The sequence below is a fragment of the Gemella haemolysans genome (assembly GCF_028308085.1).
Lineage (GTDB): Bacteria > Bacillota > Bacilli > Staphylococcales > Gemellaceae > Gemella > Gemella haemolysans_D.
Map to the genome: position 1 here is coordinate 68,520 of NZ_JAQMFS010000075.1, position 14,228 is coordinate 82,747.

Genomic DNA, 14,228 nt, shown 5'->3' on the forward strand with positions numbered 1-14,228 from the left:
TTTAGAATAGTATAATTAATATTAAAAAGAGAAGAAGTGTATTACAAAAAACACTTCTTCTCTTTTTGATAAATTTAACTAACTCTGCTTAGCTCTTTTTTTACGTTTTCGAAACTTCCCAATTAAAAAACCAGTCCCTTGACCACAAAGGCTGAAGAATATATACCCTAAACCATAGATAAGAATATCAAAGTTTAAAATGATTAAACATGATATTATATAAAAAATTCCTATAATAAATGAGAAAATATAGCTAAAGTCTTCTTTATTATATGCATATAGAAATGAAATTAGAAAACTAATAACAGGGTATAGGATAATTAATAATAAAATTATCATCCCAGATCTATTTGATATAAAATAAGAACACAGAGGGAGTATTATAAATAAAAAGAAAGAAAAAATTAAATATGGTACTTTTTCTAAAAATTTCTTCATCATCTGCCTCCTAATTATAGTGTTATTCTATCATATATTGGATTGAAAAACAATAAAGAAATAGTTATAATTTAAGCTATAAAATTGAAAACACTTTCTGAATGTGATATTATGAGGTTACTATAAAAATGAGAGGGGATAATATAATGAAATTTTTTATAGATACAGCAAATGTCGAAGATATTAGAAATGCTAATGAATTAGGAGTAGTTAGTGGAGTTACTACAAATCCGTCATTAATAGCAAAAGAAGGACGCGATTTTAAAGAAGTTATTAAGGAAATTACTTCAATAGTAGATGGTCCTATTAGTGGAGAAGTAAAAGCGACTACTACTAATTGGAAGGATATGCTAGAAGAAGCAAGAGAAATTGCAAAAATTCATCCTAATATGGTTGTTAAGATTCCTATGACTGAAGATGGATTAAAAGCTGTAAATGTATTAAAAAAAGAGGGAATTAAAACAAATGTTACTCTAATCTTTAGTCCAACTCAAGCGTTATTAGCAGCTAGAGCTGGAGCGACATATGTTTCTCCATTTTTAGGTAGATTAGATGATATTTCTCATAATGGATTATTATTAATAGAAGAGATAGTGGAAATTTTCGCTAATAATGATATTGATACACAAATTATCGCAGCAAGTGTAAGAAATCAAATTCATGTTACTGAATGTGCTAAATTAGGATGCGATATTGCTACTGTTCCTTATTCTGTAATTAAACAAATGGTTAAACATCCATTAACTGATATTGGAATAGAAAAATTCAAACAAGATTACTATAAAGTATTTGGTGAGTAATCGATAGAAATAGTTTACGTAATATAAAGTTATATTTCTTTAAAAAAATTTAAAAAATTTACACTTTATACTAGAAATATTTATAAAGTAATGTTATAATATATTTTGTTGTATGAAAAAGTTGTTAAGATTAAATTTTATAGGAGGTTATATTAATGCGCGTAAATGTAACATTAGCTTGTACAGAATGTGGTGACAGAAACTACATTACTAAAAAGAACAAAAGAAATAATCCAGACCGTATTGAACTTAAAAAATACTGTCCAAGATTAAAAAAAGTGACTTTACACAGAGAAACTAAATAATAAAGTAAGAGAAGCCTTAAAGTATCAACGTTTAAGGCTTTTTGTTTTGCCTTTTGACAATGTTTTGACTGTGTTTTGATATTCCTTTGATAGTATAAAGGTACACTTGAATAATATATTTTAATTGTGAGTTGACCCGCACTTGACCCACACATTATAAATATGGATAATGAAATTATCTAAATATAATGTTATAATGAATTCGAGGTGAAGGATAATGAAAGAGACTATAGGAAAAATTAATAAGTTTAGAGATGAGAGAAATTGGAGACAATTCCATAATGAAAAAGATTTAGCAATATCAATATCTCTAGAAGCTAGTGAATTATTAGAACTATTTCAATGGAAAACATCAGAGGTAACTGTATCAGAAAAATTACCACAAATTAAAGAAGAATTGGCAGATGTTTTTATTTATGCTTTTATGCTTGCAGACAATTTAAATCTTGATGTAGAAAAAATTATTACAGATAAGTTAATTAGTAATTCTAATAAGTATCCTATTAAAGAAAGTTTTGGATCAAATAAAAAATATACAGAACTAGAAGTGAAAGAAAAAAACTAGATAAATTTTAACACTTTTTCTTTATTATTAAAAATATTGATAAACTATTAATAAAAAAAGGTTTGATAGATGTAAAATCAAATTACTATATCAAACCTTTTTATTTTATCATTTAGTTACTGGGACTTCGAAAGTGGCATTTTCCATTTTTTTACCATCCTTATCGAATTGTGTAAAAGAAATTTTAATTTTGTCACTTTCTACACTTAAACCGTATCCCATAGCAGATTCTGAAATTGCACCAATTGGAGTAGATTCGGGATATTTTGAAGAATTAACTGGATAAATTCTAGCCTCATTTTCTGCTCCATCAATAACTGTTCTAGGAGCTAAAAATAGATCTTGATATTCATTTTTAAAACCTAAGTTCTCATAAGTATATTTTATGATAACTACTTGTGCTATTTTATCTTTGATATGTTTACTTCTATCTTGAGTAGTTTTAACCTCTGTTATTTTTAATCTCCATTGACCATCTACAATCCATTCTTCATTAAGTCCGTATACTTTATCTGACGAATTTTCATTTTTTGTTGTTGTCGTTTTATTTTCTGCTGTAGATTTACTTTGTCTAATTAGATCTCTTTTAAATAATGAACACCCACTTAGAATTACAGAAGCTGATAATAAAACTGTAAATAGTAATTTAGATTTCATATTTCCTTCTCCTAATCGATAATGTTTAATTTTTATAAAATATCTTGAATTACCTCTATATAAAAAAATTATATAATACTAGAATAGGCTGGTCAATATATGTTAATTACATTTTAAAATTTTAGTGTTGGGATAAAATTTATAGCTTATTGCAAAAATACCTTTACAAATTAAAAGAAAAATATTATACTATATATTATCAATTGAAAAAATTGTTAATTTTTCTATAGATGTTTCTTGTTTTTCAAAATAATTCTTTAGTAAAGCTAACAAAATTAGAAAATTTTAAAAAAATAAAAAAAAATTAAAAAAGTTGTTGACAAACTATAATATCTATTATATAATTAATACATAAGTTAATAACAAATATTTATGCGGGTGTAGTTTAGTGGTAAAACCTCAGTCTTCCAAACTGATGTTGTGAGTTCGATTCTCATCACCCGCTCCATTTTTTTATTTAGAGATTTTTCCACAGTAGCTCAGTTGGTAGTAGCATCTGACTGTTAATCAGAGGGTCGCAGGTTCGAGTCCTGCCTGTGGAGTAAAGTACGGCTGTGTATGCAGCCGTATATTTTTTTGTTTAAAATCTCGCTAAATATTATTATTAAAGGAAAAATTATGTTATAATAGTTCATGGTATATGAACTTTTATCATGTTGAATTTTATATAGTTTAAAAGTTGAAATTTAAGAAAATAAAGAGAATTGTATAGGAGATTTTTATGTTTTTAGATGAGGTAAAAATATTCGTCCGATCAGGTGATGGTGGGAATGGATTAGTAGCATTTAGAAGAGAAAAGTATGTTCCAAAAGGTGGTCCAGCAGGTGGTGACGGTGGACGTGGAGCAAATGTTGTATTTATAGTTGATGAAGGTTTAAGAACTTTCATGGATTATCGTTACCAAAAGAAATTCGTAGCACCTAATGGTGAGAACGGAATGAGTAAAGGTATGCACGGTAGAAAATCTAAAGATTTATACTTAAAAGTACCACCTGGGACTGTAATTCGTGATACAGATACTGGAGAGGTATTAGCAGACTTAGTAGAACACGAGCAAGAAGTAGTAGTAGCTCGTGGAGGACGTGGTGGACGCGGAAACTGTCGTTTCGCAACACCTTCAAACCCAGCGCCAGAAATCGCTGAAAATGGTGAACCAGGAGAAGAAAGAAATCTGACTTTAGAATTAAAACTTATGGCGGATGTAGGTCTTGTTGGATTCCCTTCTGTTGGTAAATCAACATTATTATCAATAACATCAAAAGCAAAACCAAAAATTGCTGATTATCATTTTACAACATTAGCGCCAAATCTTGGAGTAGTAGAAACAAAAGACCACAGAAGTTTTGTTATGGCTGACCTTCCAGGATTAATCGAAGGGGCTAGCCAAGGTGTAGGTCTTGGTCACCAATTTTTACGTCACATCGAAAGAACGAAAGTTATTGTTCACGTAGTAGATATGTCAGCAACTGATGGACGTGATCCATATGAAGATTATAAAATTATTAACCAAGAGTTAGCAGAATATAACATGAGACTTTTAGAAAGACCTCAAGTAGTGGTAGCTAACAAGATGGATATTCCAGTTGCGAGTGAAAATCTTAAAGAATTTAAAAAACAATTAGAAAATGACGGTGAAGATGTAGATATCGTTGAAATTTCTGCATTTACACGTAGTAATATAGATAATTTACTTTATAAAGTAAGTGATATTCTAGATAACACAGATCCAAATACGTTATATGAACTTGATACTGAAGAAGAAAGTATGGAAAACAGAGTTCTTTATAAACATAAACCTAAGGATGAAACATTCAAGATTACTCGTGATGACACAGGTGCTTATGTAGTAAGTGGACCTGGTATCGAACGTGCATTCTTAATGACTGACTTTAACCGTGATGCTTCTGTTAGACGTTTTGCTCAACAAATGCGTTCTATGGGTGTAGATGATGCTTTACGTGAAAGAGGATGTAAAAACGGTGATACGGTTAAAATTCTTAAAGGTGAGTTTGAATTCGTAGAGTAGGAGATAACCACTGTGGATAAAGAAAAAGTTTATTATATAATTAGAGAAGATGTATTGCCAGAAGCTGTAAAGAAGACGTTGGCGATGAAAAAAGCTTTAGAAGAAGATTCGAAATTATCAATTTTAGAAGCTTCTAAAAGATTTGATTTAAGTAGAAGTGCATTTTATAAATATAAAGATACAATTTTTCCAATTCAAGATGTGAAAAGACAATCAATTCTATCGTTGTCTATTGATGTTGATGATATTCCAGGAATATTAGGTAAAATTTTAGCGGTTGTTAATGAAGAGAAGTGTAGTGTTCTTACTATTCACCAAACAGTACCGATTAATGCAAAAGCTACGATAATTATTTCTTTAGAGCTTAGCTCAGGTGATATAAATATTGAAAAATTAAATAAACGAATTAAAGATCTTGAGTTTGTTAATTCAATTAAAGTAATTGGTTTAAGCATGTAAAGATAGTTTAATAGATATTAAATGTAGGAGAACAGAGTAGGGAAGTCAGTTTCCTATAGCTGTTCTCCTTTTTATTTTAGAAAGGTGAATTATGCAAAAAAATGATATATTCGAAGGGAAAGTTATAGATTATACCCACGATGGTCTTGGTGTAGTTAAAATTGACAATTTTCCGATTTTTATTGAAGATGTTATAGAAGGTGAAGTAATTGAGTTTAAGATAATTAAATTAAAGAAAAATCTTGGTTACGGAAAAGTTCTTAATATTATTGAAAGTTCTAAAAATAGAGTAGATGGTATTCCCAAAACTTCAGGGGCGAATTTAGTTCATATGAACTATGAAGAACAGTTGAAGTTTAAAAAGAAAAAAGTTCAAAATGTTATGGATAAAGCTCTTGGAAAAGATTCTATCGAAGTATTAGATACGCTAGGAATGGAAGATGGATACCATTATCGTAATAAATCTGTGATTCCAGTACAAAAAGTTAATGGCGAGGTTAAGATGGGGTATTATAAACCACGAAGCCATGATGTTGTTAATATAGAAAAATGTTTTATTCAATATGACGAACATAATGTATTGATGAATAAATTACGTAGTCTAATCTCAGAGCTTAACTTATCTGTTTATGATGAAAACAATCACTCAGGTGCTATTAGACATATTATGTTTAGAACAAATACCCTGAAAAGTGAAATTATGGTTGGTATTGTAGCGAAGGAGAAGTTTAATAAACTAGATGAATTTGTTGAAAAAATATCTAAATTAGACGATAGAATTGTTAGTATTATGTTAAATATTAATGACAAGAAGACAAATGTAATCTTTGGTGATAAAACTGAAAAACTTTTTGGTAAAGACTACATAACTGACACGTTAGACGGAATAGAGTTCAAGATTTCACTTCGTTCATTTTATCAAGTGAATCCAGTTCAAACAGAGGTATTATATAGTAAAGCGTTGGAACTTGCAGAATTAAAAGAAACTGATACGATAATTGATGCTTACTGTGGTATTGGAACCATAAGTCTATTCGCAGCTAAGAAAGTTAAGAAAGTATATGGTATTGAAATAGTAGAAGCGGCTGTTTTAGATGCTCGCGAAAATGCGAAAAATAATAATATAACTAATGTAGAGTTTTTACTAGGTAAGAGTGAAGATGTAATTAAAAAATTAATCTCACAAGATGTGAAATTAGATGCAGTTATCGTTGATCCACCACGAAAAGGGTGTGAAGAAAGCTTCTTAAGAGATTTAGCTTCAATGGGAATAGAAAAGATAGTATATGTTAGTTGTAATCCAGCAACATTAGCTAGAGATATGGAAATTATGAGAGGTCTAGGTTATAAACTAGGTGCAGTGCAACCTGTAGATATGTTCCCAGGAACGTATCATGTGGAAGCGGTAACACTTCTTGAACGAAATAATTAGAGAAGTAGAAGAATATTTTATAATCTCGGATAGTGCTCGTAGAATGAGGGGAGAAACCTTTGATATGAAAAGAAGGTTTGAACCTCCGAGTGTGTTGTATTGATATCAAGGATTAGGAACTGATAGCTGTTTAAGCCCAGTAATACCGAAATTTCTGGACAATCGAACTAATTTGTTAAAGGGGAGGATAAACGCTATTCGATAACTTATTCAAAGGAAAAAAGGCTAAAAAGTGTGAGAGTTGAGTTGTTGAATTAGATATTGTTGTTATTACGAGATGGAGAAGTAGAGGATATAACCGTGTCTATGATAAGTTTTGTATCATAGATATAGACTATATAATGCACGTATCACATAATTGGACATCAACAGCTAATGATAGTGAAGAGATCTTAGCTACTGCACTTAATCATGAACTTGTAGCAAAGTTTGCAAAGAGTTTATGAAATTATATAATGGGATTTATTTTAAACAATGACAAATTAGTGTTGTGGGGGGATAATAATGCTGGAAAAAACACTAGAAACTTCATCAGGAGTGATTCATTATTGGATAAATGAAATTAATAAAAAATCAAGAATCGCTCTTATATTTTTGCCAGGACTTACTGCTGATCATAGATTGTTTGATAAACAGATAGAATATTTTAAGGATAAGTTCAGAGTATTGGTTTGGGATGCACCTGGACATGCTTCATCATATCCTTTTAACCTTGATTTTGATTTGTTTGATGAAGCAAAATGGTTGTATGAAATATTAATAAAAGAAGGAATTGATCAACCAATCTTAATTGGACAATCAATGGGAGGTTATCTAGGCCAGATTTATGCAGAGCTATTTTCTGAAAAACTAAATGGTATTGTTACTATTGATTCAGCTCCTCTTCAAAGGCGGTATTATACCGTAATAGAATTATGGTTATTAAAAAAAGTAGAAGTAATATATAGAATTTATCCATGGAAAACACTTTTGAAACTGGGGCCGAAAGGCGTATCAACAACTGAATATGGAAGAAAATTAATGTTGGATATGATGATGGTTTATGATGGGAACCAAAAAAGATATTCTCATCTAGTAGGGCATGGATATAAAATCTTGGCAAAAGCAGTAGAAAAAAATCTGACTTATGAAATAAAATGTCCACATATGGTGATATGCGGTAAAGAAGATCGAGCAGGTTCCTGTATCCGATATTTAAAATTATATGAGAAAAAATCTGGGAAGCCTGTTGAGTGGATTGATAATGCTGGTCATAATTCGAACACTGATAGACCACAGGTTGTAAATAAATTGATTCATGAATTTGTGAAAAAGTGCGACATATAAATACTAGGTTGTCGAGGTAATACCGTTTAACGATAACATTATTCTATTGTTAAACGGTTTATAGATATGTTTCCATCTATCAAGTGAATCCAGTTCAAACAGAAGTATTATACAGTAAAGCGTTGGAACTTGCAGAATTGAAAGAATCTGATACGATAATTGATGCTTACTGTGGTATTGGAACAATAAGTCTATTCGCAGCGAAGAAAGTTAAGAAAGTATATGGTATTGAAATAGTAGAAGCGGCTGTTTTAGATGCTCGAGAAAATGCTAAAAATAATAATATAACTAATGCAGAATTTTTACTAGGTAAAAGCGAAGATGTCATTAAGGATCTAATTTCAAAAGATGTTCAAATCGATACAGTAATAGTCGATCCACCACGTAAAGGATGCGAAGAAAGTTTCTTAAGAGACTTAGCTTCAATGGGAATAGAAAAGATAGTTTATGTGAGCTGTAATCCAGCAACTCTAGCACGTGATATGGAAATTATGAGAGGGCTAGGTTATAAACTAGGTGCAGTGCAACCTGTAGATATGTTCCCTGGAACGTATCATGTAGAGACGGTAGCACTTTTGTCCAAACTTGATGTTGATAAGCACATAAGTGTTGAAATTGAGTTGGATGAGATGGATTTGACAAGTGCGGAGAGTAAAGCAACATATGCTCAAATCAAAGAATATGTTTGGAATAAATTTCAATTAAAAGTTTCAACATTATATATTGCACAGATAAAAAGGAAATGTGGAATAGAATTACGAGAACATTACAACAAGTCAAAAAAGGAGAAACAAATTATTCCACAGTGTACACCTGAAAAAGAAGAAGCCATCATGGATGCTTTGAGACACTTCAAAATGATTTAATAGAAAAGAATGACAGCTATGACTTTCTGCATTTATTACATTCCTACTTGGTATTGGAACGGCGTTGTTGCATATCATTATGGTGTTCTGCTTATTTTGGGCGTTAGCTTCTTTTATTGCAAGTTTAAGAGTAAGTTAACATATTTTTAGAAGTGTAAGTTGAATGATTGGTAAAATAGCAGGTATATATCTCTAAGTGTTATAATATATTATTAAGATGAAATATATTAGTTATTTAAAGATAAGAGAAACGAACGGGCAGAGGGGGGAAATTAAAACAAAATTATATTAAAAGAACACGCTAATTATTAAACTGGGATTTGTTATGAATCCCAGTTTAATTTTTATAATTGAATTAATAGAATTATTAAACTATACAATAAAATCAATTTAAAGAAAAATAAATATTAGATAATCTTAGACGATAGAAATTAAAAACTCTATTGTCTATTTTTATACTCAAAAGTTGGAGGGTATGATGATGAGGAAAAAATTCTATATTAGGTCAAATAAAAAGCTTTAAGATAGATGACAAAACTAAGTCTAATAAGAAAGACCATAGCAAAGGTGCAGAGAGATAAATATCGGTAGTCTCCGGACTGCCTTTATTTTTTTGCTTTTTTAAAGTGATGTATCAATTGATTAAAAATAACCTATAGTTAATGTTATAATAAATTTGTATGTAATAACAAACATAAGTATTTTTTTAATGTATATATGTACGAGATTAGCTATCGAAAAAATAATCTTGGAGGTTATATGGAATTAAGTTATAAAAGGTTATTTAAAAAACTTATTGATTTAGATATGCAACATAATGAGCTTATGGAAAAAGCAAATGTAAGTAGGAGTACATTTTATAAATTAAAGAATGGTGAGAATGTAACTACCGATATTTTGTTCAGAATTTGTGATGCATTGGATTGCGACATATCAGAAATTATGGAGTGTATTAAAAATGATTGAAATAATAAATGGAGAATGCATAGAAGAATTGAGGAAGTTAGACTCATCTACGGTTGATTTAATTATTACAGATCCTCCATATAATATTGCGAATTTCATGAATGGGAGAGATACAAATCTACAAAAAATGCGTTCTAATTTTTTTGGTGCTGCTGGTTGGGATGATTTAGATTTTAATGATTGGAAAGACCATATGAGATTGTTTTTAAAGAATCAAGTAGGATACTTAAGAATGGTGCTTCCATGATAGTTTTTATGTCAATATTAAGGGTTGAAACTCTTGTTGAAATAGCAAATAAATTTGGTTTTTATTATAAAACCACTGGAATTTGGCACAAAACAAATCCAATGCCTAGAAATATGAATTTACATTTTGTTAATTCAAATGACTGCTGGATATATTTTACTTATAAAACAAAAACAAGAACATTCAATAATAAAGGTAAATTGGTTCTAGACTATATTGAAACATCTGTCACGACTTCTAGGGAAAAGAAATTAGGTAAACGTCCAACACAAAAGCCAATTATATTATTCGAACATTTTATAAGATTGCTTTCAAATGAGGGCGATTTAGTAGTAGATCCATTTCTAGGAAGCGGTTCTTCTGCAATTGCAAGCTATAGATTAAATAGAAATTTTATCGGTGTTGAATTAGAAGAAAAATATGCTAAATTAGCGAATATGAGGGTAGAAGATGAAAAGACAAGTTATTGATTTGTTTTCTGGAGTTGGTGGACTATCTAAAGGATTTTTCGACTCAGGATTTGAAATTGTTTTAGCAAATGAAGTTGACTATTCTATAGCTAATTCTTATAAAAAAAATCATCCTAAAGTGAAAATGATTAATGAAGATATTTCAAAATTAGATATTGATGATGTTTTTAATGAGTATAAAAATATAGACGTAATTGTTGGTGGACCACCTTGTCAAGGATTTTCTCAAAAAGGGAAAAGAAAAATAATGGATGATCCACATAATTATTTATTTAAATATTTTTTTGAGGTAGTTAGTGTTGTTAGACCGAAGTATTTTGTGCTAGAAAATGTACCCAACATATTAACTGTAAATAACGGACATTTTAAAGACGAAATTTATAGCTTATATTCCAGTAATGGTTACACATTATGATGATACCCTAGTAAGGAAGATTATCCAGAATGTTAGTGTTTATGATGACCACTTTGTAATATGCTTTAAATCTGGAATTGAAATGGAAGTATGATTTAATACTAATATAAACCGTCAATTAAGAGTTAGGTTCTCTTGATTGGCGGTTTTTGCATTGACTTTTACATGATTTATACATGTGATATTATCAAAAATGTTGTTTATAAGGTTATTGATAAGGAGTTGACCACATGAGTGATGTAATAAGCTGTTAGATGAAGCTATTAAAGAAACCGAAAACTTGTACGAAGGAGAAGTCTTTATTTTTAAGGAATTGTTTAAAGGATATGTATGGAACAGGATACCGAGAAAGGACTGTACTAATGTCTTAGTAGATGTTTTTGAGATGTTTTAAATAATATAAAAAACACTTGAATAAATGCTCATATAACTATTGACACAAGAGAAAAATAATAATATAATAAATATACAACGTATGAATGATTATTCAAGTAATTAGATGAAATAATTTAAAAAGAGGTAATAATATGACTAAAAAATTTAATTCAATTGAAAGATGTGACTGCAATGTAATTCATGAGGATATTGTAAATCAAGTTAGAGATAAAATGCCTCAAGAAGAAAGCCTTTATGATCTAGCAGAATTATTTAAAGTATTTGAAGATTCAACACGAATCAGGATATTATGGGCTTTACATGAAGCTGAAATGTGTGTTTGTGATATCGCTGTATTACTTAACATGACACAATCAGCAATTTCCCATCAGCTGAGAGTCTTAAAACAAGCTAATTTAGTGAAAAACAGAAAAGAAGGCAAAGTAGTATATTATTCATTAGTTGATGATCATGTAAGAGAAATATTTGACCAAGGTCTAATTCATATCAACGAGAAGTAGTAATGCGGTAGAATAGAATATTTTTTGAAGATATTTAGGCATATATTTAAGTCTTCATTTCAAATGAGCAATGCTTCAAGAAAATTTGAAAAAGGCTTGTAGTATTCAAAATAAAATTACAAATAATATTTAGGAGGATTTAATAATGAAAAAGAAATTTATACTTGAAGGTTTAGATTGTGCAAATTGCGCGGCAAAAATGGAAAAGGCTATTAATGAGCTTGATGGAGTGAAAGAAGCTACTGTTAACTTTATGACCACAAAACTCGTTATTGATGGTGAGGATGAAAAAATGCCAACAATAATAGCAGAGGCCGAAAAAATAGTTAAAAAAATCGAACCCGATACAACTATGAAAAAGGCTTAAAGGAGGCTATTTAGTATGACAAAACGACTATGGCGAATAATTATTGGTGCAGCCGTGTTAGCTACAGCAGTATTGCTTAGTTTAAATAACGAATGGTTACAGATTGCTCTCTTTATAATAAGTTACATTATTGTAGGTGGAGATGTTGTAAAAAGAGCTGTAAAAAATATTTTTAAAGGTCAAGTTTTCGATGAAAATTTTTTAATGAGTATTGCAACAATTGGTGCATTTTTTATTGGTGAGTATCCTGAAGGTGTTGCAGTTATGCTGTTTTATCAAGTTGGAGAACTGTTTCAAAGCTATGCAGTTGGCAAGTCGAGAAAGTCAATTGCAAGCCTTATGGATATTCGACCAGATTATGCAAATGTTAAAAAAGGTGATGAACTTGTCAAAGTTGACCCAGATGAAGTACAAATTGGAGATATTATTGTAATTAAAGCAGGAGAAAAAATTCCTCTTGATGGCAAGGTAATTGAGGGAAGTTCAATGATTGATACATCGGCACTAACAGGCGAATCTGTTCCTCGTGAAGTAGAAGTTGGAAGTGATATCCTAAGTGGGTGCATCAATATTAATGGGGTTATTACAGCAGAGGTTACCAAGGAATTTGGAGAATCTACTGTAAGTAAAATTCTTGATTTAGTTGAAAATGCAAGTAGTAAAAAATCCAATTCAGAACAATTTATTACGAAGTTTGCGAGATATTATACACCGGTTGTGGTTATAATTGCAGTTTTTCTAGCTATTATACCACCTCTTGTTATAGACGGGGCGACTTTTAGTGATTGGATATATAGAGCACTAGCATTCCTTGTGGTATCCTGTCCGTGTGCTTTAGTTATTTCAATTCCTTTGAGTTTCTTCGGTGGAATAGGTGGAGCCTCAAAAAAAGGTGTTTTAGTCAAGGGTAGTAATTATTTAGAGGCATTAGCAGAAACTGAAATTGTTGTTTTTGATAAAACTGGAACACTAACGAAAGGTGTATTTAATGTACAGGAAATTCATCCAGAAGGAGTTTCCAAAGAAGAGCTACTAGAATTAACTGCACATGCGGAAAGCTATTCCAATCATCCGATTTCACTTTCACTGAAACGTGCATATAGCAAAGAAATAGACAATGGACGTATTTCAGATGTAGAAGAGATATCAGGTCATGGTGTTATTGCAACAGTAGATGGCAAAAAGGTTATGGCAGGAAATATCAAACTTATGAAAATGATGGATATCCCTTATTTCAAGGGAGAGCTGATCGGTACTATTGTACATGTTGCTGTTAATAACAAATATATAGGTTACATTGTAATTGCCGATGAGGTAAAGGAAGATTCAGCACAAGCAATCAAGGAACTTAAGGCAGCTAATATTAAACAAACAGTTATGTTGACAGGTGATAATAAAAGTATTGGTTCAAAAGTTGCTAAAGAGCTTGGTCTTGATAAGGTTTATGCAGAACTGTTGCCAGCAGACAAAGTTGAAAAACTAGAAGAATTATTTTCGCAAAAATCTAAAAAAGGTAAACTTGCCTTTGTTGGTGACGGAATCAATGATGCACCTGTATTAGCTCGTGCAGACATTGGAATAGCAATGGGTGGTTTAGGTTCTGATGCGGCCATTGAAGCTGCTGATGTTGTAATTATGACTGATGAACCATCGAAAATTGCTACTACAATGAAGATTTCTAAAAAGACACTAAAAATTGCACATCAAAACATAGTATTTGCAATTGGAATAAAAATAATTGTTCTTATTTTGAGTGCTTTTGGAATAACTACTATGTGGGCAGCTATATTTGCAGATGTAGGTGTAACTATCATCGCAGTATTAAATGCTTTTAGAGCTTTGAATGTAAAGAATCTATAAACTATTTTTCCTATTCACCCCTTGAATGATACCGATAAGGTACTGCACCCAAAAAGTTGGACAAAATATTCAGTTATTTTTGTTTAGTATTTTAAACTTTAAAGTCAGTAAATTTTATTACTTTTAGTGACTT

15 protein-coding genes, 2 tRNA genes and 4 pseudogenes are annotated in these 14,228 nt (G+C 30.4%); 19 read left to right on the top strand and 2 right to left on the bottom strand.

The window, feature by feature from the left end; all coding sequences use genetic code 11:
- Positions 1 to 78: 78 nt before the first annotated feature.
- Positions 79 to 438 (bottom strand): hypothetical protein, encoded by a 360-nt coding sequence (locus tag PNO30_RS06430; protein ID WP_003146626.1) that lies wholly within the window; start codon positions 436 to 438, stop codon positions 79 to 81.
- A gap of 146 nt (positions 439 to 584) precedes the next feature.
- Here PNO30_RS06430 and fsa point away from each other — a divergent pair, with 146 nt between their 5' ends.
- The 3 genes from fsa (at position 585) to PNO30_RS06445 (ending at position 2,108) form a co-directional block, all read left to right on the top strand.
- Complete coding sequence (gene fsa, locus PNO30_RS06435; RefSeq protein WP_271987586.1) at positions 585 to 1,238, top strand: fructose-6-phosphate aldolase; 654 nt, start codon at positions 585 to 587, stop codon at positions 1,236 to 1,238.
- 155 nt (positions 1,239 to 1,393) lie between these two features.
- Entirely contained in the window at positions 1,394 to 1,543 is a 150-nt protein-coding gene (gene rpmG, locus PNO30_RS06440) for a 50S ribosomal protein L33 (RefSeq protein WP_003145675.1), read from the top strand.
- A 217-nt stretch (positions 1,544 to 1,760) separates the two neighbouring features.
- Positions 1,761 to 2,108, top strand: a complete 348-nt coding sequence (locus PNO30_RS06445; RefSeq protein ID WP_271965412.1) for a nucleotide pyrophosphohydrolase — start codon at positions 1,761 to 1,763, stop codon at positions 2,106 to 2,108.
- A gap of 108 nt (positions 2,109 to 2,216) precedes the next feature.
- On the opposite strand, the gene PNO30_RS06450 is transcribed toward PNO30_RS06445, so the two are convergent.
- Positions 2,217 to 2,765, bottom strand: coding sequence for a cell wall-binding protein (locus PNO30_RS06450; protein WP_271987587.1), 549 nt, complete (start codon positions 2,763 to 2,765; stop codon positions 2,217 to 2,219).
- Between the two features lie 374 nt (positions 2,766 to 3,139).
- Here PNO30_RS06450 and PNO30_RS06455 point away from each other — a divergent pair.
- The 16 genes and pseudogenes from PNO30_RS06455 (at position 3,140) to PNO30_RS06530 (ending at position 14,095) form a co-directional block, all read left to right on the top strand.
- Positions 3,140 to 3,213 (top strand) — tRNA-Gly (locus tag PNO30_RS06455).
- Positions 3,214 to 3,233: 20 nt separating this feature from the next.
- Positions 3,234 to 3,307: transfer RNA gene (locus PNO30_RS06460), tRNA-Asn, on the top strand.
- A 179-nt stretch (positions 3,308 to 3,486) separates the two neighbouring features.
- Positions 3,487 to 4,791, top strand: a complete 1,305-nt coding sequence (gene obgE, locus PNO30_RS06465; protein WP_271987588.1) for a GTPase ObgE — start codon at positions 3,487 to 3,489, stop codon at positions 4,789 to 4,791.
- A 12-nt stretch (positions 4,792 to 4,803) separates the two neighbouring features.
- On the top strand, positions 4,804 to 5,250 hold the full coding sequence (locus PNO30_RS06470) for an ACT domain-containing protein (protein WP_271965415.1): 447 nt from the start codon (positions 4,804 to 4,806) through the stop codon (positions 5,248 to 5,250).
- A gap of 91 nt (positions 5,251 to 5,341) precedes the next feature.
- Positions 5,342 to 6,682 carry a 23S rRNA (uracil(1939)-C(5))-methyltransferase RlmD gene (gene rlmD, locus PNO30_RS06475; RefSeq protein WP_271987589.1) on the top strand — a complete coding sequence of 447 codons (1,341 nt, stop codon included), beginning with the start codon at positions 5,342 to 5,344 and terminating at the stop codon, positions 6,680 to 6,682.
- Between the two features lie 504 nt (positions 6,683 to 7,186).
- Positions 7,187 to 8,008: an alpha/beta fold hydrolase gene (locus tag PNO30_RS06480; protein WP_271987590.1), complete on the top strand. Its 822-nt coding sequence runs from the start codon at positions 7,187 to 7,189 to the stop codon at positions 8,006 to 8,008.
- An 83-nt stretch (positions 8,009 to 8,091) separates the two neighbouring features.
- Positions 8,092 to 8,874 (top strand): 23S rRNA (uracil(1939)-C(5))-methyltransferase RlmD, encoded by a 783-nt coding sequence (gene rlmD, locus PNO30_RS06485; RefSeq protein ID WP_271987591.1) that lies wholly within the window; start codon positions 8,092 to 8,094, stop codon positions 8,872 to 8,874.
- Between the two features lie 488 nt (positions 8,875 to 9,362).
- A pseudogene (locus PNO30_RS06490) lies at positions 9,363 to 9,455 on the top strand (DNA-binding protein); the annotation flags it as partial.
- A gap of 178 nt (positions 9,456 to 9,633) precedes the next feature.
- Entirely contained in the window at positions 9,634 to 9,840 is a 207-nt protein-coding gene (locus PNO30_RS06495) for a helix-turn-helix domain-containing protein (protein WP_271987592.1), read from the top strand.
- Between the two features lie 28 nt (positions 9,841 to 9,868).
- A complete protein-coding gene (locus PNO30_RS06500; protein WP_271987593.1) occupies positions 9,869 to 10,087 on the top strand; it encodes a restriction endonuclease in 219 nt (72 codons plus the stop codon).
- A gap of 8 nt (positions 10,088 to 10,095) precedes the next feature.
- Entirely contained in the window at positions 10,096 to 10,557 is a 462-nt protein-coding gene (locus PNO30_RS06505) for a DNA-methyltransferase (RefSeq protein ID WP_271987594.1), read from the top strand.
- Positions 10,538 to 10,972: a DNA cytosine methyltransferase gene (locus PNO30_RS06510; RefSeq protein WP_271987595.1), complete on the top strand. Its 435-nt coding sequence runs from the start codon at positions 10,538 to 10,540 to the stop codon at positions 10,970 to 10,972. Before PNO30_RS06505 ends, PNO30_RS06510 begins: the two co-directional genes overlap by 20 nt.
- A gap of 7 nt (positions 10,973 to 10,979) precedes the next feature.
- Positions 10,980 to 11,066, top strand: a pseudogene (locus tag PNO30_RS06515) (DNA recombinase); the annotation flags it as partial.
- A 153-nt stretch (positions 11,067 to 11,219) separates the two neighbouring features.
- A pseudogene (locus PNO30_RS06520) lies at positions 11,220 to 11,327 on the top strand (DUF1413 domain-containing protein); the annotation flags it as partial.
- A 172-nt stretch (positions 11,328 to 11,499) separates the two neighbouring features.
- The gene (locus PNO30_RS06525; protein ID WP_271987597.1) at positions 11,500 to 11,868 is read left to right on the top strand and encodes an ArsR/SmtB family transcription factor; all 369 of its coding nucleotides are present in this window, start codon (positions 11,500 to 11,502) and stop codon (positions 11,866 to 11,868) included.
- Between the two features lie 145 nt (positions 11,869 to 12,013).
- Positions 12,014 to 14,095, top strand: a pseudogene (locus PNO30_RS06530) (heavy metal translocating P-type ATPase).
- The last annotated feature ends 133 nt before the right edge of the window (positions 14,096 to 14,228 follow it).